General features: G+C 71.0%; 20 protein-coding genes. 8 read left to right on the plus strand and 12 right to left on the minus strand.

Features of this window, described 5'->3' with window-relative positions:
* Positions 1-97: 97 nt before the first annotated feature.
* Together msrA and OG289_RS31920 are read right to left on the minus strand one after the other, a co-directional pair.
* Positions 98-820 (minus strand): peptide-methionine (S)-S-oxide reductase MsrA, encoded by a 723-nt coding sequence (msrA, locus tag OG289_RS31915; RefSeq protein ID WP_327317505.1) that lies wholly within the window; start codon positions 818-820, stop codon positions 98-100.
* 160 nt (positions 821-980) lie between these two features.
* On the minus strand, positions 981-2,099 hold the full coding sequence (locus tag OG289_RS31920; protein WP_327317506.1) for a hypothetical protein: 1,119 nt from the start codon (positions 2,097-2,099) through the stop codon (positions 981-983).
* 165 nt (positions 2,100-2,264) lie between these two features.
* On the opposite strand from OG289_RS31920, the gene OG289_RS31925 reads away from it, so the two are divergent.
* The gene (locus tag OG289_RS31925; protein WP_327317507.1) at positions 2,265-3,419 is read left to right on the plus strand and encodes a cystathionine gamma-synthase; all 1,155 of its coding nucleotides are present in this window, start codon (positions 2,265-2,267) and stop codon (positions 3,417-3,419) included.
* A gap of 147 nt (positions 3,420-3,566) precedes the next feature.
* Here OG289_RS31925 and OG289_RS31930 read toward each other — a convergent pair whose 3' ends face one another.
* The 3 genes from OG289_RS31930 to OG289_RS31940 all read right to left on the minus strand — a co-directional run bounded on the left by OG289_RS31930 (position 3,567) and on the right by OG289_RS31940 (position 5,032).
* The gene (locus OG289_RS31930) at positions 3,567-3,815 is read right to left on the minus strand and encodes a hypothetical protein (RefSeq protein ID WP_327317508.1); all 249 of its coding nucleotides are present in this window, start codon (positions 3,813-3,815) and stop codon (positions 3,567-3,569) included.
* A complete protein-coding gene (locus tag OG289_RS31935) occupies positions 3,812-4,339 on the minus strand; it encodes a sigma factor-like helix-turn-helix DNA-binding protein (RefSeq protein ID WP_327317509.1) in 528 nt (175 codons plus the stop codon). Before OG289_RS31935 ends, OG289_RS31930 begins: the two co-directional genes overlap by 4 nt.
* Before the next feature lie 180 nt (positions 4,340-4,519).
* Complete coding sequence (locus tag OG289_RS31940) at positions 4,520-5,032, minus strand: MarR family winged helix-turn-helix transcriptional regulator (protein WP_327320865.1); 513 nt, start codon at positions 5,030-5,032, stop codon at positions 4,520-4,522.
* A gap of 163 nt (positions 5,033-5,195) precedes the next feature.
* Between OG289_RS31940 and ilvA the strand changes: the two genes are divergently transcribed.
* The 3 genes from ilvA to OG289_RS31960 all read left to right on the plus strand — a co-directional run bounded on the left by ilvA (position 5,196) and on the right by OG289_RS31960 (position 8,610).
* Entirely contained in the window at positions 5,196-6,425 is a 1,230-nt protein-coding gene (gene ilvA, locus OG289_RS31945) for a threonine ammonia-lyase (RefSeq protein ID WP_327317510.1), read from the plus strand.
* 168 nt (positions 6,426-6,593) lie between these two features.
* The gene (locus OG289_RS31950; protein ID WP_327317511.1) at positions 6,594-7,598 is read left to right on the plus strand and encodes an ATP-binding cassette domain-containing protein; all 1,005 of its coding nucleotides are present in this window, start codon (positions 6,594-6,596) and stop codon (positions 7,596-7,598) included.
* A gap of 214 nt (positions 7,599-7,812) precedes the next feature.
* Positions 7,813-8,610: an ABC transporter permease gene (locus OG289_RS31960; RefSeq protein ID WP_327317512.1), complete on the plus strand. Its 798-nt coding sequence runs from the start codon at positions 7,813-7,815 to the stop codon at positions 8,608-8,610.
* A gap of 83 nt (positions 8,611-8,693) precedes the next feature.
* Here the strand turns inward: OG289_RS31960 and greA are convergent, their stop codons facing one another.
* Together greA and OG289_RS31970 are read right to left on the minus strand one after the other, a co-directional pair.
* Positions 8,694-9,194: a transcription elongation factor GreA gene (greA, locus tag OG289_RS31965; RefSeq protein WP_327317513.1), complete on the minus strand. Its 501-nt coding sequence runs from the start codon at positions 9,192-9,194 to the stop codon at positions 8,694-8,696.
* A 161-nt stretch (positions 9,195-9,355) separates the two neighbouring features.
* Positions 9,356-9,757, minus strand: coding sequence for a DUF4307 domain-containing protein (locus OG289_RS31970; RefSeq protein WP_327317514.1), 402 nt, complete (start codon positions 9,755-9,757; stop codon positions 9,356-9,358).
* Positions 9,758-9,882: 125 nt separating this feature from the next.
* Here OG289_RS31970 and mca point away from each other — a divergent pair, with 125 nt between their 5' ends.
* Entirely contained in the window at positions 9,883-10,743 is an 861-nt protein-coding gene (mca, locus tag OG289_RS31975; protein WP_327320866.1) for a mycothiol conjugate amidase Mca, read from the plus strand.
* Positions 10,736-10,987, plus strand: a complete 252-nt coding sequence (locus OG289_RS31980) for a hypothetical protein (protein ID WP_327317515.1) — start codon at positions 10,736-10,738, stop codon at positions 10,985-10,987. The genes mca and OG289_RS31980 overlap by 8 nt, the downstream gene beginning before the upstream one ends.
* Before the next feature lie 376 nt (positions 10,988-11,363).
* On the opposite strand, the gene OG289_RS31985 is transcribed toward OG289_RS31980, so the two are convergent.
* Positions 11,364-14,582, minus strand: a complete 3,219-nt coding sequence (locus tag OG289_RS31985) for a tetratricopeptide repeat protein (protein ID WP_327317516.1) — start codon at positions 14,580-14,582, stop codon at positions 11,364-11,366.
* Between the two features lie 160 nt (positions 14,583-14,742).
* Between OG289_RS31985 and OG289_RS31990 the strand changes: the two genes are divergently transcribed.
* A complete protein-coding gene (locus OG289_RS31990; RefSeq protein WP_327317517.1) occupies positions 14,743-16,776 on the plus strand; it encodes a thioredoxin domain-containing protein in 2,034 nt (677 codons plus the stop codon).
* 20 nt (positions 16,777-16,796) lie between these two features.
* Here the strand turns inward: OG289_RS31990 and OG289_RS31995 are convergent, their stop codons facing one another.
* The 4 genes from OG289_RS31995 to trhA all read right to left on the minus strand — a co-directional run bounded on the left by OG289_RS31995 (position 16,797) and on the right by trhA (position 20,629).
* Entirely contained in the window at positions 16,797-17,522 is a 726-nt protein-coding gene (locus OG289_RS31995; protein ID WP_327317518.1) for a Mut7-C RNAse domain-containing protein, read from the minus strand.
* A 33-nt stretch (positions 17,523-17,555) separates the two neighbouring features.
* Positions 17,556-18,194, minus strand: coding sequence for a TetR/AcrR family transcriptional regulator (locus tag OG289_RS32000; RefSeq protein ID WP_327317519.1), 639 nt, complete (start codon positions 18,192-18,194; stop codon positions 17,556-17,558).
* A gap of 2 nt (positions 18,195-18,196) precedes the next feature.
* Positions 18,197-19,786, minus strand: coding sequence for an MFS transporter (locus OG289_RS32005; protein ID WP_327317520.1), 1,590 nt, complete (start codon positions 19,784-19,786; stop codon positions 18,197-18,199).
* 129 nt (positions 19,787-19,915) lie between these two features.
* Positions 19,916-20,629 (minus strand): PAQR family membrane homeostasis protein TrhA, encoded by a 714-nt coding sequence (trhA, locus tag OG289_RS32010; protein WP_327317521.1) that lies wholly within the window; start codon positions 20,627-20,629, stop codon positions 19,916-19,918.
* Between the two features lie 314 nt (positions 20,630-20,943).
* Here trhA and OG289_RS32015 point away from each other — a divergent pair, with 314 nt between their 5' ends.
* Positions 20,944-22,767: a phosphoenolpyruvate carboxykinase (GTP) gene (locus tag OG289_RS32015; protein ID WP_327317522.1), complete on the plus strand. Its 1,824-nt coding sequence runs from the start codon at positions 20,944-20,946 to the stop codon at positions 22,765-22,767.
* Positions 22,768-22,879 lie beyond the last annotated feature (112 nt).

The raw sequence follows: 22,879 nt of genomic DNA on the forward strand, positions 1-22,879 counted from the left end.
GCGGCCACTGATTTTCGACTCTCGTTCGCCGCGACGGAGAGGGCCGGCGGCGGCACCGTGCAGATTGCCGGTGTCGCGGTTCTTCAGTACCTACCGCCTACTTGTCCGTGGCCCCCGGCGCCGAAGCGATACCCGTCGGGCACGACGCCCCCCAGTTCGTCCCGAACGGGTCACTTAGCTTGACCCCCGTCCCACCTACGCCGCAGTACCCGCTCGGGTTTTTGCTGTCCGAAAGATACTGCTGGTGGTATCCCTCGGCCGCATAGAACGTGCGTTCCTCCGCCGGGAGGATTTCCGTCGTGATCGTGCCGTAGCCCGAGGCGGTGAGGACCTGCTGGTAGGACGCGCGGGAGGCCTCGGCCGTCGTTGCCTGGGACGGGGAGTGGGTGTAGATCGCGGAGCGGTACTGGGTGCCCACGTCGTTGCCCTGGCGGAAGCCCTGGGTGGGGTTGTGCGACTCCCAGAACGTCTTCAGGAGGCTCTCGTAGGAGATCACCGCCGGGTCGAAGACCACGCGGACGACCTCCGTGTGGCCGGTCAGGCCCGAGCAGACCTCCTCGTAGGCCGGGTTCTCGGTGTGGCCGCCCTGGTAACCGACCAGGGTCGTCCACACGCCTGCCGGGAGCTGCCAGAACTTGCGCTCCGCGCCCCAGAAGCAGCCCAGGCCGAAGTCCGCGACCTCGAGGCCCTCGGGGTAGGGGCCGAGGAGCGGGGTGCCGAGGACCGTGTGGCGGTCGGGGACGGAGAGGGCCGGCATCGGGCGGCCCCGCAGAGCCTGCTCGGGGGTCGGGAGCCGGGGCGTACGGTTGTGCAGGAACATGCGGTCTCCAAGGTCTGGGGGTCCGTGCGAGTCAACGGGCACCGGGCACGGCGAATTCCGGCCCGCTCCCACGCCCTGCCGCTCCCGGACCGCCCCCGCACAACCCCGCTCCCGGACCACCCCCGTACAGCCCCCGCTCCCGGACCGCCCCCCCCGGCACTCAGTGCGGCAGCGTCGCCGGGCTGCCGCCGTTGGCCTCGTAGCCCGCCACCGCCAGTGCGCGGAAGAGCGCGAACTCCGCGGCCGGGTCGGGGAAGAGCGTCCAGGGGAGGGCGCCGACGTGGCCGTCCACGTGTATGAGCTGGTTCATCGCCTCCGACCAGCGCTCGGAGCGCACCAGGAAGAAGACCAGCAGGTGGCGGACGTGCGCCAGCATCGGGTCGTCGGGCCGGGCCGCGTGCACCGCGAACAGCGCGCCGTGCATCGCCTTCGTCACGACCTCGCTCTGGTAGAAGCTGCTGACCAGGTTCACCTCGGGAAGGTGCTCGAAGACCGCGAACAGCGGCATGGCCGCGAGGAGCGAGCCCTTGGGGGCTCGTGCCGCCGCCGCCTCCGCGAACGAGTACGCCAGCTCGCGCGAGCCGTGCCACTTCTCGCACCAGTAGTGCAGGGCCGCCAGATGCGCCCCCATGTGCGCCGGGGCGTGGTCCAGGATCTTCAGCCAGAGCTGCTCGAACTCGGCCTGCGAGTACCGCAGACCGCGGGCCACCGACAGCTCGACGATGTACGGGATCGGGTCACCGGGGGACAGCAGCGCCGCCTGGCCGCAGGCGTCCTTCGCCTCCTCCATGATGATCCGGAAGTCGTCCGTGCCCGGCGTCGACGTCCGCCACGCCTGCTGCACCAGGAACTCGGCGTGCACGGCCGCACCGCCCGCATCCTTCGGTGCCTCCGTCCGCCACACCCGCAGCCACTGCCCGCCCGGAGTCTCGCTGACCCCGCCCGGCCGCTGCTGGAGCTCCAGCGCCGCCGCGCCCGCGAAGGCCTGCACGCGCTGCCAGCGCAGTTCGCCCTCGGTCTCCGTGCCGGCCAGCAGCTGCTGGGCCGCCCGGTAGTCCTGCGTGTGCTGCACCACGTCCAGGACGTCCAGCAGGTCCTGGTCGGGGCCGGGCATGCGGATGTCCAGCTCCTCCGTGCTCGCGAAACCGTAGGTCGCCGGGTCCGCGGCGTCCGGGTGATCCGCCGGGACCAGCTCGACCTGGCCGCGCCTGCGCCGCAGGAACGGCAGCAGCACGAAGCCGATCATGATCAGCGCCATCAGGACCCAGAGAATCTCCATGCCACAAGCGAACCAGACTGCGCCGACAATTGGCCAACCCGCCCCCGAGCCTGTGGAAAACCGTCCGTCCCGGCCGGGGGCCGTGGCAGGGAGGGGCAGTCGGCCGAACAGTCGGCCGAGCGGTCCGCCCGCGCCGGGCCCGGGAGCGGACTACGCTCGGTGCCCATGAGCGACAGGCACATCAGTCAGCACTTCGAGACCCTCGCGATCCACGCGGGCAACACCGCCGATCCCCTCACCGGCGCGGTCGTCCCGCCGATCTACCAGGTCTCGACCTACAAGCAGGACGGCGTCGGCGGCCTGCGCGGCGGCTACGAGTACAGCCGCAGCGCCAACCCGACCAGGACCGCCCTGGAGGAGAACCTCGCGGCCCTCGAGGGCGGCCGCCGAGGACTCGCGTTCGCTTCCGGACTGGCGGCCGAGGACTGCCTGTTGCGTACGCTGCTCAGCCCCGGCGACCACGTCGTCATCCCCAACGACGCGTACGGCGGCACGTTCCGCCTGTTCGCCAAGGTCGTCGCCCGCTGGGGCGTGGAGTGGTCGGTCGCCGACACCAGCGACCCCTCCGCCGTACGGGCCGCGATCACCCCGAAGACCAAGGCCGTGTGGGTGGAGACCCCCTCCAACCCGCTCCTCGGCATCACCGACATCGCCGCCGTCGCCCAGGTCGCCCGTGACGCGGGCGCGAAGCTCGTCGTCGACAACACCTTCGCCACGCCGTACCTGCAGCAGCCGCTGTCGCTCGGCGCGGACGTCGTCGTGCACTCCCTGACGAAGTACATGGGCGGCCACTCCGACGTCGTCGGCGGCGCGCTGATCACCGCCGACGAGGCTCTCGGCGAGGAACTGGCGTACCACCAGAACGCGATGGGCGCGGTCGCCGGGCCCTTCGACTCCTGGCTGGTGCTGCGCGGCGCCAAGACGCTGGCGGTGCGCATGGACCGGCACAGTCGGAACGCCACCGAGGTCGCCGACATGCTGACCCGGCACGCGCGCGTGACGAGCGTGCTCTACCCGGGCCTGCCGGAGCACCCCGGTCACGAGGTCGCCGCCAAGCAGATGCGGGCGTTCGGCGGCATGGTCTCCTTCCGGGTCACCGGGGGCGAGGAGGCGGCCGTCGAGGTCTGCAACCGTGCCAAGGTGTTCACCCTCGGCGAGTCCCTGGGCGGTGTGGAGTCCCTCATCGAGCACCCGGGGCGCATGACGCACGCGTCCGTGGTCGGTTCGGCGCTGGAGGTGCCAGGCGACCTCGTCCGCCTGTCCGTGGGCATCGAGAACGTCGACGATCTCCTCGAAGACCTCCAGCAGGCCCTCGGCTAGGGAACCTGCCCGACGGATCAAGCCGTAGGAGGGCGTCGACGTGGAGCGTCGGCGGCCGACGGCAAGCCGCTGGGGGGTTCTCCCTGGGGGTGTGCCGGGCCCCGCGTCGCCGGCTTGATCCGCTCGGACAGGCCCCAGCCGCAGGGGCTACCAGTCGGTGAGCGGTGGAGTCGTCTGCGACGGCGGCTCCACCCAGGGCTGGACCATCACCGCCCAGACCACGAACGCCACGGTCGCGGCGCACAGCAGCAGCCACAACAGCCGCCGGGCGATCGTACGGCGGCGCAGAATACGGCTGCCGCGACGTACGACGTCCGTGTGGAGCCCCGTCGGCACGTGCGGCGCCGTCCGCTCCATGATCTGTCGTACGGCGGCCTCCCGCTCGGCCCGGTTCACGAGGCCGCCGCCTTCGCCCGGCGCACCGCGGGCGCCGGTCCGCGCGGCGGATGCAGCAGCGTCGCCGTCGCCCGGTCGCAGGCCGTGCGGACACGTTCCGTCGGCAGGCCGAGCAGGGCCGCCACCTGCTCCTCGGCAACGCCCTCGTAGAGCCTCAGGACCAGGATCAGGCGCTCCTGGGGAGTGAGCCCGGCCAGCGCCCCGGGGGCGGAGCGCGGGTGGGTACGGCCCAGGGGCAGAGCCTCGTACAGCTGCCACGCGTACTGGTGCCACGCCTCGTGCGCGAAGCGGGTGGCCAGATACTCGCGGGCACGGTTGTACGGGTCCTCGCCGTGCAGCCGCTCCCAGCACGCGTACGTGCGCGCGAGGGCGAGCGTCAGCAGACGACGCGCGCGCGGGTTGTCGTCCGGCGCCTCCGCCGTGAGCAGGGTGGCGGCGTGCAGCAGCCGCCCGCCCGCTCCCGCGACGAACGCCTCGAACTCCCGGGCCCGGCGGGCTTCCTGGGCCGAACGCCTCTCTCGCACACCGAGCCTCCCGCCTGACGGCGTCCCCCTGGACGGCCATATGCCCCGGTCTCATATGAGGCCAGGGGCGGGGTTTCGGTCAAGAGCCGCGCACGCCCGCCGGAAAGTCGTCGGAAGGCCGCCGGGACCCGCACGGAAGCCGTCCGCCGCGCGCGTGCGTCGCTGCGGGCCCGCCCGCGCTCAGGATGCGGTCGGCGACGGCTCCTCCGTGCCCGGTACGCCGTGGGCCGCCATCCGGGAGGACAGCGCGGTGTTGAAGCGGGTGAGGAGCGCGCAGAACGTCTCGCGCTCCTCCGGCGCCCAGTCGTCCGTCAGCTCGGCCATCAACTGACGCCGGGAGGACCGCACTTCCTCGAGACGCGACTGCCCGCGCGGGGACAGCTGGAGCACCACCGCCCGTCCGTCCTCGGGGTGCGAGGTCCGCTTGACCAGACCGGTGTCGACGAGCGGAGCGACCTGCCGGGTGACCGTGGACGAGTCGATGCCCATGCTCGCGGCGAGCGCCTTGACGCCCATCGGGCCTTCCTTGTCGAGGCGGTTGAGCAGCAGGTACGCGGCACGGTCCATGGAGTTGCGCACCTGCCCGACACCGCCGAGCCGGGTCTGTTCGGCACGGCGTGCGAACACCGCGACCTCGTGCTGCAGCGTGTCGAGGAGACCGGTGTCACCGACGGTCGTCATGTCCATCGACATTTCAGGTGTTGTGGGCATGGCCGGGGGCTCACTTCATGAAGGGGCTGCTGGAATGGGGGACAGAGTACGCGGCTGGAGGGCGGGTCGTACCGGCGCTGCGGAAACCGGTCTCGGAGGTTGGTCACAGCGGTCGTTCCCGCCTGTGAACTGCGATGCTGGAGTCATGAGCTACAGCACGGCTGACTCCTTGCGCCACGTCACCCTCGACGATGTGCGCGGCGCCCAGAAGATGCTGTCGGGCGTGGCGCGGGTGACCGCGATGGAGGGCAGCAGGCACCTGACCCAGCTGGTCGGCGCGCCGGTCCACTTCAAGTGCGAGAACCTCCAGCGGACGGGATCGTTCAAGCTGCGCGGCGCGTACGTCCGGATCGCCGGGCTGTTGCCGGAGGAGCGGGCCGCCGGGGTCGTCGCGGCGAGCGCGGGCAACCACGCGCAGGGCGTGGCGCTGGCGTCGAGGGTGCTGGGTGTGCGGTCCACGGTGTTCATGCCCAAGGGCGCCCCGCTGCCGAAGATCAGCGCCACCCGCGAGTACGGCGCCGAGGTGCGCCTGCACGGTCAGGTGGTCGACGAGACGCTGGCCGCGGCGCAGGAGTACGCCGCCGAGACGGGCGCGGTGTTCATCCACCCCTTCGACCACCCCGACGTCATCGCGGGGCAGGGCACGGTCGGTCTGGAGATCCTGGAGCAGTGCCCGGAGGTGCGCACGATCGTCGTCGGGATCGGCGGAGGTGGTCTGGCGGCGGGCATAGCGGTCGCGGTGAAGGCGCTGCGGCCGGACGTGCGGATCGTCGGCGTGCAGGCGGCGGGGGCCGCGGCGTACCCGCCCTCGCTGGCGGCCGGGCGGCCGGTGTCGATCAGGAACCCGGCGACGATGGCCGACGGCATCAGGGTCGGCCGGCCCGGTGACGTGCCGTTCGGCATCATCGGCGAGCTGGTGGACGAGGTGCGCACGGTGACGGAGGACGAGTTGTCCACCGCGCTGCTGCTGTGCCTGGAGCGGGCCAAGCTGGTCGTCGAACCGGCCGGGGCGAGCCCGGTGGCCGCGCTGCTCAGCGACCCCGGCGCCTTCGAGGGCCCGGTCGTCGCGGTGCTGTCCGGTGGCAACGTCGATCCGGTGCTGATGCAGCGGGTGCTGCGGCACGGCATGGCGGCGCAGGGCCGCTACCTGGCCGTACGCCTGCGCCTGACGGACCGGCCGGGCGCCCTCGCCACGCTCCTCGGCGTGTTGTCAGTGGTCGACGCCAACGTTCTCGACGTGAGCCATGTGCGGACCGACCCCCGGCTCGGGCTGACCGAGGCGGAGGTCGAGCTGCACCTGGAGACGAAGGGGCCGGCGCACTGCGCCGAGGTCGGCCGGGCCCTGCGCGACGCCGGCTACATCGTCATCGACTGAGGTCAGAGCCCTGTTCGTCACTCGTTCGAGTAAGTCCGTTGTGGGACGCGATACATCGCGTTATGGTGTGTCTCATGCCCTCGCGCCGTTCACTCCTGACCCTGTCGGGCGGAACGAAAAGTACAAACCTAGGCTTTCCGAAGAATCCTCAACGACGTGGAGACTCATATGCCAGGCGCCATCTACGCCGAAGGCCTGGTGAAGACCTTCGGCGACGTAAAGGCTCTGGACGGCGTCGACCTCGACGTCCCGGAGGGCACGGTCCTGGGCCTGCTCGGACCGAACGGCGCGGGCAAGACCACCGCGGTCCGCTGCCTGACCACCCTCCTGCGCCCCGACCGCGGCCGGGCCGTGGTCGCCGGCCTCGACGTGCTCAAACACCCCAACGAGGTACGCCGCTCGATCGGCCTGTCCGGCCAGTTCGCGGCAGTCGACGAATACCTCACCGGCCGCGAGAACCTCCAGATGGTCGGACAGCTCTACCAGATGAAGTCCGGCGCGGCGAAGGCCCGGGCCGCCGAACTTCTCGATCAGTTCGACCTCGCGGACGCCGCCGACCGCACCGCCAAGACCTACTCCGGAGGCATGCGCCGCCGCCTCGACCTGGCCGCGGCGCTGGTGGTCTCCCCGCCCGTGATGTTCATGGACGAGCCGACGACCGGCCTCGACCCGCGCAACCGCCAACTGCTGTGGGACGTCATCAAGCGACTCGTCTCCGGCGGGACGACGTTGTTGCTGACCACCCAGTACCTCGAAGAGGCCGACCACCTCGCGCACGACATCGCGGTCGTCGACCACGGCCGCGTCATCGCCCGCGGCACCTCCGACCAGCTCAAGGCCCGCACCGGCGGCGAGCGGGTGGAGGTCGTGGTGCACAACCGCGAACACATCGCCACCGCCGCGGAGGTCCTGACCGGCTTCGGCAAGGGCGAGACCGCGGTCGAGCAGCACACCCGCAAGCTCACCGTGCCCGTCTCCGGCGGCGCCAAGCTCCTCGCCGAGGTCATCCGTGAACTCGACACCCGTGGCATAGAGATCGACGACATAGGCCTGCGCCGCCCCACCCTCGACGACGTCTTCCTGTCCCTGACCGGACACGTGGCCGAGACGAAGGCCGAGGACAACGAAAAGACCGCACCTGCCGGAAAGAGCGAGAGGGAAACCGTCAGATGAGTGCCGTCACCGACGCCGTACGCGGCGTGGCGCCCCCGCCCGCCCATCCGCTCGGGCAGTCCGTCCGCGACCCACTGGTCGTTGCAAAGCGCAACTTGATCCGGATGTCCCGGACCCCGAATCCTGTTCGCCCGTGTCGGTCAGGATTCATCATCTCGCCGCGCATCCGGGACCGGCGGCCCAACGCCTGGACGGAGCGTGTGAAGTGAGCGCCATGAACGATTCCCTGGTCATCGCCCGCAGGAATCTGATTCGCATGAGCCGGATTCCTGAGATGGTTATTTTCGGGCTGATCCAGCCGGTGATGTTCGTGGTCCTGTTCACGTACGTCTTCGGCGGCTCGATGAACATCGGAGGCTCCACCAGTCCGGACGTCTACAAGAACTTCCTGATGGCCGGCATCTTCGCGCAGACCGTCACGTTCGCCACGGCCGGTGCCGGCGCGGGTATAGCCGACGACATGCACAAGGGCCTGATAGACCGCTTCCGGTCACTGCCCATGGCGCGCGGGGCGGTGCTCACCGGCCGTACCCTCGCCGACCTGGTGCAGACGGCCCTGACCCTGGTCGTCCTGGCAGCCGTCGCGCTCCTGGTGGGCTGGCGTCCGGGCTCGGCGGAGCCCACCAACTTCGGCAAGGTCCTGGCCGCCTTCGGCCTGCTGCTCCTCCTCGGCTACGCCTTCACCTGGATCGGCGCCCTGATCGGCCTGTCGGTCCGTACGCCCGAGGCGGCCACCTCCGGCGGACTGATCTGGCTCTTCCCTGTGACGTTCATATCCAACGCGTTCGTGGACTCCTCGCAGATGGCGTCCTGGCTGCAACCGATCGCCGAGTGGAACCCGTTCAGCGCCACCGTCCAGGCGTGCCGCAAGCTCTTCGGCGACCCGGGAGTCTCACCGTCCGACGCGTGGCCGATGGCCCACCCCGTCTGGGCCTCGATCATCTACTCGGTCGTGATCATCGCGATCTTCCGCACGCTGGCGGTCCGCAAGTACCGCTCGACGACGGCATGACGAAACCCCCGGCGCTCTGGGGGCGCCGGGGGCTCGTCCGGAAGTCCGGGAACAGGAAAGTCCAGAAGTCCAGGAAGGGGGGCTCAGCCGCTGTAGGGCTCGGCCTTGAGGATGCGCACGGAGGCCTTCTTGCCGTTCGGCAGCTCGTACTCCGCGTCCTCGCCGACCTTGTGACCGATCACGCCGGTGCCCAGGGGGGACTGCGGCGAGTAGGTCTCGATGTCGGAGCTCGCGTACTCGCGCGAGGCGAGCAGGAACGTCGTGGTGTCGTCCTCGTCACCGTCGAAGGCGATCGTCACGACCATGCCGGGCGCCACCGCGCCGTCCGTGGAAGCGGGAGCCTCGCCGACCTTGGCGTTCTCGAGAAGCTGGGTCAGCTGGCGCACACGGAGCTCCTGCTTGCCCTGCTCCTCCTTGGCCGCGTGGTACCCACCGTTCTCGCGCAGGTCCCCCTCCTCGCGCGCGGCGGCGATCTTGGTGGCGATCTCCGTGCGCGCAGGACCAGTAAGGTACTCAAGCTCGACCTTGAGCTTGTTGTACGCCTCCTGGGTCAGCCAGGTGACGGACTCGCTGGTCTGGGTCACAGGTGCTCCTCGTCGGTACTGGGAATACAAAGCATCGCCCTACCCAGAAGCATGTTCCTCAGGTGATGGGCGAAACCACGAGCCTAACAATTCAGTGGCCGAAGGGGGAGGACATAAGCCATCAGAATTACGTCAACGCAGGTCAGCGTGCATGTATTGCGTCAGCCGGCGTGACAGCCGAGCAGCTCCGCCGTGGTGCCCCTCGCCGTCGTACGCAGCGTGACCACCTTGTCGATGCGCGTGTCCGCACCGGAGAAGCGGAAGTCCGCCCGGCCCACCTCGGCACCGTTGGCGGCCTGCGAGCGGACCGTGCAGTAACCGCTCGCACCCGAGTCCTTGCGGACCTCCAGGTGGAGCTCGACCGCCTGGTCCGAGGTGGCCTTGAAGGTGATGACCTCGGCGCTGATCTTGTTCTGGCCGACGTAGTGGTAGGCGAAGTACCCCGTCAGCGCGAGCAGCAACGCGCCCAGCACAGCACCGGTGATCTTGAGTTTGTGGTCGGCGCGCTCGTCCGAGGAACGCCCGTAGCGGCCCTCGGGCAGTCGCGTGCTCGCCGTACTCATGATCGTCCTCCCGGCGCGGAATTATTCGCCCCCCGATTCGGTCACTATAGAAGCCTGCGATCGCGCCGGTTCACACCGGGCGCCGACTTACCGAGGATTGAGTCTTGACTGACCAGCTACGACTGATGGCCGTCCACGCGCACCCCGACGACGAGTCGAGCAAGGGCGCGGCCACCATGGCGAAGTACGTGTCCGAGGGGGTGGACGTGCTGGTCGTGACCTGCACGGGCGGGGAGCGCGGCTCCATCCTCAATCCCAAGCTTCAGGGCGACAAGTACATCGAGGAGCACATCCACGAGGTACGCAAGAAGGAGATGGACGAGGCCCGCGAGATCCTCGGCGTCCGGCAGGAGTGGCTCGGCTTCGTCGACTCCGGCCTGCCCGAGGGCGACCCGCTGCCGCCGCTCCCCGAGGGCTGCTTCGCTCTGGAGGACGTCGACAAGGCGGCCGGCGAGCTGGTGAAGCAGATCCGCTCCTTCCGTCCCCAGGCGATCACCACCTACGACGAGAACGGCGGCTACCCGCACCCCGACCACATCATGACCCACAAGATCTCGATGGTGGCCTTCGAAGGCGCGGACGACGCCGAGAAGTACCCCGAGGACGAGTACGGGCCCGCCTACCGGCCTCTGAAGCTGTACTACAACCAGGGCTTCAACCGCCCCCGCACCGAGGCGCTGCACCAGGCGCTGCTCGACCGCGGCCTGGAGTCCCCCTACGGGGAGTGGCTCAAGCGCTGGGAGGAGTCCGGCCACATGGAGCGCACGCTCACCACGCATGTTCCGTGCGCCGACTTCTACGAGATCCGTGACAAGGCGCTGATCGCCCACGCCACGCAGATCGACCCCGACGGCGGCTGGTTCCGGGTGCCGATGGAGGTCCAGAGGGAGGTCTGGCCCACGGAGGAGTACGAGCTCGCGAAGTCCCGCGTCGATACCTCCCTCCCCGAGGACGACCTCTTTGCGGGCATCCGCGACAATGCCTGACATGAGCGCAAGCGTGAGCCTGGCAATGACGCACCTCGTCCCCCTCGCCAAGGAGGTCGACGAGAACAAGGTCACTCCCGGTGTCCTCGGCTTCATCGTCTTCGCGGCGATGGCGGTGGCGGTGTGGGGCCTGATGAAGTCCATGAGCAAGCACATGGGCAAGGTCGACTTCAAGGAGCCCGCGGACACGGAGGAAGCCTCCGGCAAGGGCACCCCGGAGAAGGCCTCACCCGCGAAGGGCTGAACGCCCGGCGGCGGCACCGACGGCCGTGACGCTTCACGGACGCACCGACGACCGTGGCGCCTCACGGACCGGCGGTGACCGCGCCGACGTCGGCGCGCGCCGCCGGCCACGTCACCGCGCGTGGCCGGCAGGCGACAGCCGCAGGTGGGTCGGGTCGGGCGCCGTGAACAGGAGCCCGGCCCAGGGTGAGGCGCTCGTCGACCACCCGGGGACCGCCCCGCGTCGGGGACTGCCCCTGTGTCGGGGACCGTCCTGTGTCGGGGACCGTCCTGTGTCGGGGACGGCCCTGTGTCGGGGACCGTCCTGTGTCGGGGACCGCCCCGTGTCGGGGACCGCCCCGCGTCGGGAAGCGCAGGGCGGGTTCGGCCCGGTGACCTCACCCTTCCGCTGTCCCGTCCTCTGTCGTCACCGGCACTCCCATCACTTCCCGCGCGTGTCGGCCGGGCACCATCCCCAAACGCCAGGCCTGCCAGCCCGCGTCCAGGTTCACGCCCCTCTCCAGCAGCAGCGCGTAGGCCTTCGCGCACTCGTCCAGCGCCCCGTCGCGGGACGGATGGCCGTCGCGTGCCAGCTGGGACAGTTCCTCCTGGGCCACCGCCGTGCCCACCTCGACGCCGCCCGGGGCCGCGTACGGCAGGAGGGTGCAGCGCAGGAAACGGGACCAGTCCTCGCCGCGGCGGTCGCCGTACGACGCGAAGAGGGCCGTCGCCTCCTCGCACAGCGCCAGGGCCGCCTGTGTACGGGCGTTGCCCGCGTCGACGATCGCGAGTTCCAGGCAGGTCCAGGCCTCGCCGTGGGCGACACCGATGCGCTGGAAGTCGGCACGGGCGTCGACCAGGAGCTGGCGGGCGAAGCCGGAGTTGCGCAGCGACCCCGTCTGGGCGGCGCGCTGGTCGCGGGTCACCCGCGCCGAGTGGTGGCGGGCGCAGGCCAGGCCGTAGACGTCCCGCATCCGGGAGAAGAGGGAGCGGGAGCGTTCCAGCTCGCGGACCGCGTGGTCCAGGTCGCCCGTCTCCTCCAGGGCCAGGCCCAGGTAGTAGACCGTCCACGCCTCGCCGCGCGCGTCCTCGTTGTCCCGGTGCCGGGCCGCCGCCCGGCGCAGGTCCTCCGCTGCCGGGCCGGGGTCTCCTGCGATGAGACGGGCCCGGGCCAGCTGGGTCAGGGCCCAGGCCTCGCCGCGGGCGTCGCGGGTGCGGCCGTACAGTTCCAGGGCCCGTCGCAGGTCGGCTTCGGCCCGGTCGGCGTCGCCGCGGCGCAGGTTCAGCTGGCCCAGCTGGAAGTGCGCCCACGCCTCACCGTGCACGGAGCCGCCCTCGCGGTGCAGGACCAGGGAGCGGGTCAGCAGGACCAGGGCCTCCGCCAGGTGCGCCCTGTCCCGTTCCACCGCCGCCAGCGCGTGCATCGTCCAGGCGCGGTCCGTGGCCAGCGCGGGCGCGGCCTGGAGGTCCATCGCCTCCCGCAGCTTCGCCGCCGCCTCCGTGAGCTGGCCCTGGTGGTGCAGGGTGATGCCCAGCGAGCACAGGGCGCGCGCCGCGCCCGCGTCGTGGTGGGCCTGGAGATAGAGGTCGACGACCGAACTGAGCGTCGTACGGGCCTTGTCGAGCTCGCCCAGCTGACGGGCCGCGATGCCCGTGCGCCACTGCACGGACCGCACCAGCAGGTCCTGGCCGACCGACTGTGCCAGCTCGCTGATCTCACCGAGCCGGTAGAGGTCGCCGCGCAGCAGGCAGTAGTCGCACAGCGCGCCCAGCAGGCTCAGTACGGCGTTCTGGTCGACGCCCTCCGCGTGCCGCAGCGTCGCCGTGATGAAGCTCGACTCGTCGTCCAGCCAGCGCAGCGCCTCGTCCAGGGAGGTGAAGCCGTGCGGGGTGAACCGGTCCGAGCGGGTCGACATGTTGCCGTCGACCAGGCGCAGTACGGAGTCGGCGAGCTCGGCGTAGCTGACGAGGAGACGTTCCTGGGCCGCCGCGCGCTCGGTCTGCTCCTCCTCGTCCAGCAGGCGGGCCTGGGCGAAGGCGCGGACCAGGTCGTGCAGGCGGTAGCGGTCGCCGCGGACGTGGTCGACCAGGCCGGCGTCGGCGAGGGCGGTGAGATGGCGGGTCGCCTCCGCCCGGTCCGTGGCGAGCAGCGCGGCGGCTGCCGCCGCGCCGAGGGAGGCCCGGCCGGCCAGCGCGAGACGGCGCAGCAGCCGCCGCGTCACCTCCGGCTGGTCGGTGTAGCGCAGCCACAGCGCGCGCTCGACCGGCCCCACCGGGCCGTACGCCCCCAGGTCCGCCGCCAGGGCGCGCGGCGAGCGCGGACCCAGCGAGGAGCCCACGACCCGCAGCGCCAGCGGCAGCCCACCGCACAACTCCGTGATGCGGTCGGCGGATTCGGCGTCGTAGGGGCCCGAGGCGTCCTGCGCCGCCGCGCCCAGCAGCTCCTCCGCGCCCGCCGCCTCCAGGGGCCGCACCGCCAGCTCGTGCACCCACGCGGACAGCTCGGCCGGGAGGCTCAGCGGGGCCCGGGCGGTGACCAGGACGAGGCTGTCGGAACGTTCCGGGACCAGCGCGCGGACCTGCTCGGGGTCCGAGGCGTCGTCCAGGATCACCGTGACCGGCAGGCCGGTCAGGTGCTGGTGGTACAGCTCGCTGAGCCGCTTGACCTGCTGGTCCGCCGACGAGCGCTCACGGAAGAGGAGCTGCTCGCGGGGCGCGCCGAGCCGGTTCAGCAGGTGCAGCAGGGCGTCCCGGGTGGGCAGCGGCGCCTCCTCCGCGCTGTCGCCGCGCAGGTCCACCACGCAGGCGCCGCGGAACTGGTCCCGCAGATCGTGCGCGGCCCGCACCGCGAGGGTGGTACGGCCGCTGCCGGGGGCGCCGTGCAGCATTACCACGGTGGGCTGGGTCTGCGTACTGGCCCGCGCCGCATGCACCCACTGCCGGATCTGCGCCAGTTCCGCCCGCCGCCCCGCGAACGGCCCCGCGGTCTCCGGCAGTTGGGCGAACGACTGCCCCAGCACCGTCCGCCCGCGCGCCGCCGCGCTCTTGTCCGCGCCCCTGAGCTGCGGCCCCGGAGTCTTCTTCGGCCCGGTCGTCGCGCTCAGCACCCGCTGCTGGTCCAGGTACGGCCGGATGCCCCGCACCTCCAGCGCCGTGAGCCACTGAAGCCGCAGCTGCTCGGCGCCGCCGGGCTGCCCGGCCTCGCCGGCCCGGTGGTGCGCGGCCGGCAGATGCGCCCCCGCCACCTTCACGACGGTCGCCGCCGCCCCGACGACCCCGACGGTCACCCCGGCCCCGAGGGCCGTACCCTGACCCGTGCCCAGCGCGAGGTCGGCGACCGCCGTCGTGACGGCGGCAACGCCCGCCACCAGCAAGGGAGTCCGGCCGCCCTCACGTGCGTACCGCTGCCCGAAACTGATCCGCCGGGCCTCCGTCTCCTCCAGGGCACGCGCGTACGCCTCGTACTCCTCCGCGGCCGTCTGCGCCATGGCGTCCAGCGCGCCGCGGGCCCGCGTCATCAGTACCTGACGATCGGTGCGGCCACCGGAGCGCCGCACCTCCTCCTCCACGGCCCGCGCCAACAACCGCTCGGCTTCCGCCCTATGGCCGTCCCGCATGTCCCGTCCCCCTCCGGCGGTCCCAGCTGTGCTTGGTCAAGTGTGCGGCGGGCGGCTCCGTGGCGCGAGGGGGCGGGAGGAGACGGCCCGCGAGTTCGATGCCACCGTCCGGGACATGTCTGCCGCCTGACCGGCGGGGTACTGCGGCAGGATGGTCCCCATGCCGAACCGACTGGCCCATGAGACGTCCCCGTACCTGCTCCAGCACGCAGACAACCCCGTCGACTGGTGGCCCTGGTCGGCGGAGGCCTTCGACAAGGCTCGACGGCGAGGTGTTCCCGTACACCTGAGCGTCGGCTATTCCAGCTGCCATTGGTGCCATGTCCTCGCGCGGGAAAGCTTCGAGGACGAGGCAGTCGCCGCCTACATGAACGACCACTTCGTCAACATCAAGGTCGACCGCGAGGAGCGCCCCGACGTCGACGCCGTCTACATGGAAGCCGTGCAGGCGGCCACCGGGCAGGGCGGGTGGCCGATGACCGTGTTCCTCACGCCCGACGCCGAGCCGTTCTACTTCGGGACGTACTTCCCGCCCGTGCCCCGGCACGGCATGCCCTCCTTCCGGCAGGTGCTGGAGGGGGTGCGGCAGGCCTGGACGGACCGGCGCGACGAGGTGGCCGAGGTCGCCGGGAAGATCGTGCGGGATCTGGCGGGGCGGGAGATCTCCTACGGGGACAGCCAGGCCCCCGGCGAGCAGGAGCTGTCGCAGGCGCTGCTCGGGCTGACGCGGGAGTACGACGCGCAGCGGGGCGGGTTCGGCGGGGCGCCGAAGTTTCCGCCGTCGATGGTCGTCGAGTTCCTGCTGCGGCATCACGCGCGGACCGGTGCCGAGGGCGCGCTGCAGATGGCCCAGGACACGTGTGAACGGATGGCCCGCGGCGGGATCTACGACCAGCTCGGGGGCGGCTTCGCCCGCTACTCCGTCGACCGCGACTGGATCGTGCCGCATTTTGAGAAGATGCTGTACGACAACGCACTGCTCTGTCGGGTCTACGCCCACCTCTGGCGGGCCACCGGCTCCGGGCTCGCCCGCCGCGTCGCGCTCGAGACCGCCGACTTCATGGTGCGGGAACTGCGCACCGCCGAGGGCGGGTTCGCCTCCGCGCTCGACGCCGACAGCGACGACGGCAGCGGGAAGCACGTCGAGGGCGCCTACTACGTATGGACGCCCGAGCAGCTCGCGGACACACTGGGCGACGACGACGCCGAGCTCGCCGCCCGCTACTTCGGCGTCACCGAGGAAGGCACCTTCGAGCAGGGCGCTTCCGTCCTCCAACTCCCGCAGCAGGACAGCGTCTTCGACGCCGAGAAGATCGCCGGCATCAAGGAGCGGCTGCTGAGCAGGCGGGCCGAACGCCCCGCCCCCGGCCGGGACGACAAGGTCGTCGCGGCCTGGAACGGGCTCGCCGTGGCCGCGCTCGCCGAGACCGGCGCCTACTTCGACCGTCCGGATCTCGTCGAGGCCGCGGTCGGCGCCGCCGATCTCCTCGTCCGGCTGCATCTCGACGAGCAGGCCCGGCTCTTCCGCACCAGCAAGGACGGTCGGGCAGGGGCCAACGCGGGCGTCCTGGAGGACTACGCCGACGTCGCCGAGGGGTTCCTCGCCCTCGGCTCCGTCACCGGGGAGGGCGTCTGGCTGGAGTTCGCAGGGTTCCTGCTCGACCACGTTCTCGTCCGGTTCGTCGACGCCGAGTCCGGTGCGCTGTACGACACGGCGGCCGACGCCGAGCAGCTCATCCGGCGTCCGCAGGATCCGACCGACAACGCCGTCCCCTCCGGCTGGACCGCCGCGGCCGGCGCGCTGCTGAGCTACGCGGCCCACACCGGCTCCGAGCCGCACCGCACCGCCGCCGAGCGGGCGTTGGGGGTCGTGAAGGCGCTCGGACCGCGCGTGCCGAGGTTCATCGGGTGGGGGCTCGCCGCCGCCGAGGCGCTGCTCGACGGGCCGCGCGAGGTCGCCGTCGTCGCCACCGGCGCGGACGACCCGGCCTCGAAAGCCCTGCACCGCACGGCACTTCTGGGCACCGCCCCGGGAGCCGTCGTCGCGTTCGGCACCACGGGGAGCGACGAGTTCCCGCTGCTCGCCGACCGGCCGCTGAGCAAGGGCGAACCGACCGCGTACGTCTGCCGAAACTTCACCTGCGACGCCCCGACCACCGACCCCGAACGGCTGCGCACCGCGCTGAACGGCTGAAGCCGGGCCCAGCGACCGGGCTAACCGGCGAACTCCGCCAGGGCGCGTTCCACGATGGCCACCAGCTGTTCGTGGTGCGCGCCCTTCCAGTAGGCGCGCCCGCAGGAGCGGCACTGCGCGAAGACGTCGTACGACTTCTGGGTGCCGTGTTGCAGCTGGTCGGCGACCTCGTCCTTGGTGGCCTGGCGCAGCAGGCCGTTGCAGGCCGTGCACCTCGTCCAGGGGAGCAGTTCGGGTGCGAACCGGTCGAGGACGTCGCGGAGTTGCTCCTGGGGGTCGGTGCTGTAGACGTAGGCGCCCGCCCACAGTTCGCGGCGGCGCAGCAGGCCCCGGTCGCGGCTGAGCATGACGCGCTGTTCGGCCGCCGAGAGGGCGGCGAGCGCCGGGTCGCCGATGTCGGTCGACTCGTACGCCGTGTCCACGCCGAGCAGGCGCAGCCGGCGGGCGAGGGTGCCGAGATGGACGTCGAGGAGGAAGCGCAGGGGAGCGCCGGGCACCCGCTGGGGGCGCTCGACCGCCCGTACCCGCACGGACTCGCCTCCTGTGGGGACGTACGAGACCGGCACCGCGCGGCCGTCGACGACGAGCGTGCCGACCTCGGTCAGCGGGACGCCGGTCGACTCGACGACATGGCCGAGGGAGGAGAGGCCGTCGGTGGCGAGCACGCTGGCTCCCGTACGCCGCCCGTGCGGGACGAAGACGGCCAGTTCAGGGGCGAATTCGACGTGGATCTCCGGTGCGCTCACCAGGTCAGGATGCCACGGCGGCCGGGTTCGGTCTCAGCGGTTTTCCCTGAGGAGGCCGTGTTGCAGGACGGCCAGGGTGCGGTCGACGAGTGCGGTGAAGTCGTCCCTGTGGCCGTTCTCGGCCCAGTAGAGGGAGGTCTCCATCAGGCCGCCGATGAGGGACATCGCGTACACCCGCACTTCCAGGCTGTCCGGGTCCCGGCCGGTGCGCTCGCCGATGGCGGTGCAGAGCATGCGGCCGCTGACCGACATGCTCTCCATCATCCGGGAACGCACCGCGGGCACCTCGACCATCAGCCGGGTGCGCAGCCGTGCCACCTCCGCGTCCTCCTCGACGCCCGTGCGGATCGCCTCCCGCATCACGTGCCGGATGGAGTCCGGCCACGGCTCGTCCGCGGGCCGGGCACGCAGCTCCTCCAGCAGGATCGGGTCGTACTCGTCCGTGAGGACGATGTCCTCCTTGGTCGGGAAGTAGCGGAAGACGGTCGACGGCGACACCTCGGCGCGTTCGGCGATCTGGTCGATCGTCGTGGCGTCGTACCCCTGCTCCTTGATCAGCGCGTAGGTCGCGGAACGGATCGCCTCGCGGGTCTTGATCTTCTTGCGCTCACGGAGACCAAGGTGAGGGCGGTCGGCGGGGGAACTCATGCGTGCGGCCGTCATGGGGGTCATTGTCAGGCATCGGCCTTGGTCACGGCCACGGCGGGACCGGCGTCCCCGGCACCGGCGTCCCCGGCACCGGTGTCCTCGGCGCGCCGGGTCCCCGGCAGGAACGCGGCTGCCAGCAGTGCGGAGACCAGGGCGGCGATCCCGCACACCAGCAGGACCAGGTCCATGCCGTGCACGTAGGCGTCGTTCGCGGAGACGGCGAGGTCCGTCAGGTTCGCCTTCTCGGCGATCACGTGGGCGGCGACCACCGAGTCCCCGGCGGTGTCGGCGACCCGGGCGGGCAGGCCGGTGACGTCGAGCCGGTCCCGGAAGGTGCCGGACAGCAGGCTGCCGAGCACCGCGATGCCGATCGCGCCGCCGACCTGGCGCAGCGTCATCAGGAGCCCGGAGCCGCTGCCGGCGCGGTCGCGGGGCAGGGCGCCCAGGGCGCTGTTCATGGCCGGAATGAGCGCGAACCCGAAGCCGAGACCGGTGATGGAGAGCCACAGCGCGGTGAAGCCGTAGCCGGAGTCGACCGTCGTCCGGCTGCCGAGGAGCGCGGCGAAGGCCAGCACCACCAGGCCCGCGCTCACCGAGGCCCGCGCACCGAACCGGGCGACGACCGGCCCGGCGGTCCGCGAGGCGACCAGCAGGCCGCCCATCATCGGCAGCAGCCGCACCCCGGTGCCGAGGGCGTCGTGGCCGAGGACGGCCTGGAGGTACGGCGGCAGCACGAACAGCAGCCCGGACAGCACGAACATCACCAGGGTCGCGGCGATCGTGTTGAAGAGGAAGCCGCGGTGGGCCAGCAGGGTCATGTCGAGCATGGGGCGCTCGACCCGCCGCTCGCGCAGCACCAGCGCGGCGATCAGGGCCACGGCGGCGCCGAGCATCCCGAGGACCAGTGGGTCGCCCCAGCCACGGGTGGGCGCCTCGATGATCGCGTAGATCAGGGCGCCGAGCCCGGTCGCGGTGAGCGCGGTGGAGACGATGTCGACCTTGGGGGAGGCGGGGTCGCGGGTCTCGGGGAGCAGGAAGACGCAGGCGGCGACGCCGATCGCGGCCATGGGGAGGTTCACGAGGAAGACCGAGCCCCACCAGAAGTGGTTGAGCAGCCAGCCGCCGATGATCGGGCCGAGCGGCAGTCCGAGCGCGGAGGCGGAGGAGATGATGCCGACGGCCTTGGTGCGCTCCTCGGGGGCGAAGAGCGAGGGCAGCACGGACAGCGCGAGCGGTGTGACCAGCGCGGCTCCGACGCCCATGACGGCGCGGGCGGCGATCACCGCGTCGACGTCGTCGGCGAGGGTGCCGACCAGTGAGCCGAGAAGGAAGATCCCGAGCCCGGTGATCAGCATCCTGCGCCGGCCGAACCGGTCGCCGAGGAGGCCGGCCGGGAGCATCAGCGCCGCGAAGACGACGACGTACGAGTCCGCCATCCACTGCTGTTCGCCGGTGGTGGCGCCCAGGTCCCGCGCCATCGTCGGGAGTGCCACGTTGAGGATCGTCGTGTCGAAGGCGAGCGTGAGCATGCTCGCGACCAGGGCCCCCAGGGCCCACCAGCGGCGGGGGTCGCGCCCCGCCTCGGAAGTGTTCGTGTCGTTCGTGACGGTAGCCATGAAATGACAGTAGCTCTCAAAAGCTAGGTTGTGTCAATCGCTACTCGCTCCCGGCATACGAAAGTGGCCACGGCTCGGGAGCCGTGGCCACAAGGAGGCGGAAAGGTGCCGGTCTACCCCGGCTGGTTCTCACCCGTGCTGGTACGCCACCAGGGAGATGCCGACGTAGTGCACGACGAACGCGGCGAGGGTGAGGGAGTGGAAGACCTCGTGGAAGCCGAACCAGCGCGGTGAGGGGTTGGGCCGCTTGATGCCGTAGATCACGCCGCCCGCGCTGTAGAGGAGCCCGCCGACGACCACCAGGACCAGGACCGCGATGCCGCCCGTGCGCATGAAATCCGGCAGGAAGAAGACGGCCGCCCAGCCCATCGCGATGTAGCAGGGGGTGTAGAGCCAGCGCGGGGCGCCGACCCAGAAGACGCGGAAGAGGATGCCCGCCGCGGCGGCGGCCCAGATGCTCCACAGCAGCCACTGACCCTTGGCGCCGGGAAGGAGCAGCATCGTCAGGGGGGTGTAGGTGCCCGCGATGATCAGGAAGATGTTCGCGTGGTCGAGTCTGCGCAGGATGCCGTCCATGCGCGCGTTCCAGTTGCCGCGGTGGTAGAGCGCGCTCACGCCGAACAGCAGGCAGGCGGTGAGGGCGTAGATGCCGCAGGCGATGCGGCCGCGGGTGGAGTCGGCGAGGGCGGTGAGCACAAGGCCCGAGATGAGGGCGGCGGGGAACATGCCGAGATGCAGCCAGCCGCGGAGCTTGGGCTTGATCTCGTCAGACAGGGAGTGTGCGACGGGACCGCGGCCGGCGGCCGGTGTGTCCGTGGTCGCGTCGGGGACGGGCGCAGTCATACCCGAATCGTACCTACGGAACCGTAGGTTACGGATCACTCCGGCGGAATGAGGAGCGAAGAGTGGCCATCGTCTCACCGGAGTTGGGTCGACCGGCGGCCCCCGAATGCCATGTGGACGCAAAGTGTCGCCCGTACACGTGGCCATCCTCACTCCGCTCACCTGTGATGCACTCTGGACATATGGGCGGTACAGTCGGATGATCAAATGAGTGCGGTCGACACCGGATGAGCGCCAGGGTCACCACCGTGAAGCATCCGGGTCGCAGCCCCCACGGGGCCTCCAACAAAAAACCCCCTCATTGAGGAGCAATCGTGGCGCGCGACATCGCGGCTCCCCCCGTCATCCCCACCAACCACCAGGAACTCGTCTCCTGGGTGAACGAGATCGCCGAACTGACGCAGCCGGACAACGTGGTCTGGTGTGACGGATCCGAGGCCGAGTACGAGCGCCTGTGCGAGGAGCTCGTCGAGAAGGGCACCTTCAAGAAACTCGACCCGATCAAGCGCCCCAACTCCTACTACGCGGCCTCCGATCCGACCGACGTCGCCCGTGTCGAGGACCGCACCTTCATCTGCTCCGAGAAGGAGGAGGACGCCGGCCCCACCAACCACTGGAAGGCCCCCGCCGAGATGCGGGAGATCTTCGCGGGTGAGAAGGGCGTCTTCCGCGGCTCGATGCGCGGCCGCACGATGTACGTCGTCCCGTTCTGCATGGGGCCGCTGGGCTCGGACCTCTCGGCGATCGGCGTCGAGATCACCGACTCCGCCTATGTCGCGGTATCCATGCGCACCATGACCCGCATGGGACAGCCGGTGCTGGACGAACTCGGCTCCGACGGGTTCTTCGTGCGTGCCGTGCACACGCTCGGAGCGCCGCTGGCCGAGGGCCAGGCGGACGTCCCCTGGCCGTGCAACTCCACCAAGTACATCTCGCACTTCCCCGAGAGCCGCGAGATATGGTCCTACGGCTCCGGCTACGGCGGCAACGCCCTGCTCGGCAAGAAGTGCTACGCCCTGCGCATCGCCTCCGTCATGGCCCGCGACGAGGGCTGGCTGGCCGAGCACATGCTGATCCTCAAGCTGACGCCTCCGCAGGGCGAGTCCAAGTACGTCGCCGCGGCCTTCCCGAGCGCCTGCGGCAAGACCAACCTCGCCATGCTGGAGCCGACGGTCTCCGGCTGGACGGTCGAGACGATCGGCGACGACATCGCCTGGATGCGCTTCGGCGAGGACGGCCGGCTGTACGCCATCAACCCCGAGGCCGGTTTCTTCGGCGTCGCGCCCGGCACCGGTGAGCACACCAACGCCAACGCGATGAAGACGCTGTGGGGCAACTCCGTCTTCACCAACGTGGCGTTGACCGACGACAACGACATCTGGTGGGAGGGCATGACGCAGGAGACCCCGGCCCACCTCACCGACTGGAAGGGCAACGACTGGACGCCGGAGTCCGAGACCCCGGCCGCCCACCCCAACGCCCGCTTCACCACCCCCGCCGCGCAGTGCCCGATCATCGCGCCCGAGTGGGAGGACCCCAAGGGCGTGCCGATCTCGGCGATCCTCTTCGGCGGCCGGCGCGCGTCCGCCGTGCCGCTGGTGACGGAGTCCTTCGACTGGAACCACGGCGTCTTCCTCGGCGCCAACGTGGCGAGCGAGAAGACCGCCGCCGCCGAGGGCAAGGTCGGCGAGCTGCGCCGCGACCCCTTCGCCATGCTGCCGTTCTGCGGCTACAACATGGGCGACTACATGGGCCACTGGGTCGACGTCGCCAAGGGCAAGGACCAGTCCAAGCTCCCGAAGATCTACTACGTGAACTGGTTCCGCAAGAACGACGCGGGCAAGTTCGTGTGGCCCGGCTTCGGCGAGAACAGCCGCGTCCTGAAGTGGATCGTGGAGCGCCTCGACGGCAAGGCCGAGGGCGTCGAGACCCCGATCGGCGTGCTGCCGGCCAAGGGTGCCCTCGACACCAAGGGGCTCGAACTGGCCGACTCCGACCTGGAGTTCCTGCTCACGGTCGACAAGGAGGTCTGGCGCGAGGAGGCCGCCCTGGTCCCCGAGCACCTGAACACCTTCGGCGACCACACCCCCAAGGAACTGTGGGACGAGTACCACGCCCTGGTGCGGCGCCTGGGATAGCCCTCATGGACCGGCGAGGCTCCGCACAACGGCGTGCGGGGTCCCGGGCCTGTCGTCGCGCGTTCCCGTCCGCCCCGACGGGAGGAGCACGACGACAGGCCTTCGCCCTTTC

Origin of the sequence: Streptomyces sp. NBC_01235 (assembly GCF_035989285.1) — a bacterium.
In the GTDB taxonomy this organism is placed as follows: domain Bacteria; phylum Actinomycetota; class Actinomycetes; order Streptomycetales; family Streptomycetaceae; genus Streptomyces.

Bases quoted from the DNA above. Each gene is read 5' to 3' on its own strand.
- OG289_RS31980 (WP_327317515.1), top strand. From the start codon at position 10,736: ATGCCTGACATGAGCGCAAGCGTGAGCCTGGCAATGACGCACCTCGTC.
- mca (WP_327320866.1), top strand. From the start codon at position 9,883: ATGGCCGTCCACGCGCACCCCGACGACGAGTCGAGCAAGGGCGCGGCC.
- OG289_RS31985 (WP_327317516.1), bottom strand. From the start codon at position 14,582: ATGCGGGACGGCCATAGGGCGGAAGCCGAGCGGTTGTTGGCGCGGGCC.
- OG289_RS31960 (WP_327317512.1), top strand. From the start codon at position 7,813: ATGAACGATTCCCTGGTCATCGCCCGCAGGAATCTGATTCGCATGAGC.
- OG289_RS31950 (WP_327317511.1), top strand. From the start codon at position 6,594: ATGCCAGGCGCCATCTACGCCGAAGGCCTGGTGAAGACCTTCGGCGAC.
- ilvA (WP_327317510.1), top strand. From the start codon at position 5,196: ATGAGCTACAGCACGGCTGACTCCTTGCGCCACGTCACCCTCGACGAT.
- OG289_RS32000 (WP_327317519.1), bottom strand. From the start codon at position 18,194: ATGACCCCCATGACGGCCGCACGCATGAGTTCCCCCGCCGACCGCCCT.
- OG289_RS31920 (WP_327317506.1), bottom strand. From the start codon at position 2,099: ATGGAGATTCTCTGGGTCCTGATGGCGCTGATCATGATCGGCTTCGTG.
- OG289_RS31925 (WP_327317507.1), top strand. From the start codon at position 2,265: ATGAGCGACAGGCACATCAGTCAGCACTTCGAGACCCTCGCGATCCAC.
- OG289_RS31990 (WP_327317517.1), top strand. From the start codon at position 14,743: ATGCCGAACCGACTGGCCCATGAGACGTCCCCGTACCTGCTCCAGCAC.
- OG289_RS31970 (WP_327317514.1), bottom strand. From the start codon at position 9,757: ATGAGTACGGCGAGCACGCGACTGCCCGAGGGCCGCTACGGGCGTTCC.
- OG289_RS32005 (WP_327317520.1), bottom strand. From the start codon at position 19,786: ATGGCTACCGTCACGAACGACACGAACACTTCCGAGGCGGGGCGCGAC.
- OG289_RS31940 (WP_327320865.1), bottom strand. From the start codon at position 5,032: ATGTCGATGGACATGACGACCGTCGGTGACACCGGTCTCCTCGACACG.
- msrA (WP_327317505.1), bottom strand. From the start codon at position 820: ATGTTCCTGCACAACCGTACGCCCCGGCTCCCGACCCCCGAGCAGGCT.
- trhA (WP_327317521.1), bottom strand. From the start codon at position 20,629: ATGACTGCGCCCGTCCCCGACGCGACCACGGACACACCGGCCGCCGGC.